This is a genomic window from Pseudoruegeria sp. SK021, from assembly GCF_002119405.1.
Classification (GTDB): Bacteria; Pseudomonadota; Alphaproteobacteria; order Rhodobacterales; family Rhodobacteraceae; genus Meridianimarinicoccus.
The window spans coordinates 1-252 of record NZ_MTBG01000171.1 but is presented as its reverse complement, the minus strand read 5'-3'; the positions used below and the strand labels follow the sequence as shown (position 1 = coordinate 252).

At 55.6% G+C, this 252-nt stretch carries 1 pseudogene; it reads right to left on the bottom strand.

From position 1 onward, the window contains the following. Positions 1–126: 126 nt before the first annotated feature. A pseudogene (locus tag BV911_RS19475) lies at positions 127–252 on the bottom strand (IS3 family transposase); the annotation flags it as partial.

Genomic DNA, 252 nt, shown 5'->3' with positions numbered 1-252 from the left:
TCGCTGAAACCGCGCCCGAAGCGCGTCTGGCAAAGGTGCTGACATGATCCATCCTCCCAAACAGGATGAATCACAAAATCAGCTGCGTGGGAATCCTCGCGATTCAGGTTTTTGGCGGGACGCTTTAGGTTCCAGCAGGCGGCGATTGTTGAACCAGTCGACCCATTCGAGGGTGGCATATTCGACGGCTTCAAAGCTGCGCCAGGGGCCACGGCGATGAATGACCTCAGCTTTGAATAGGCCGTTTATCGT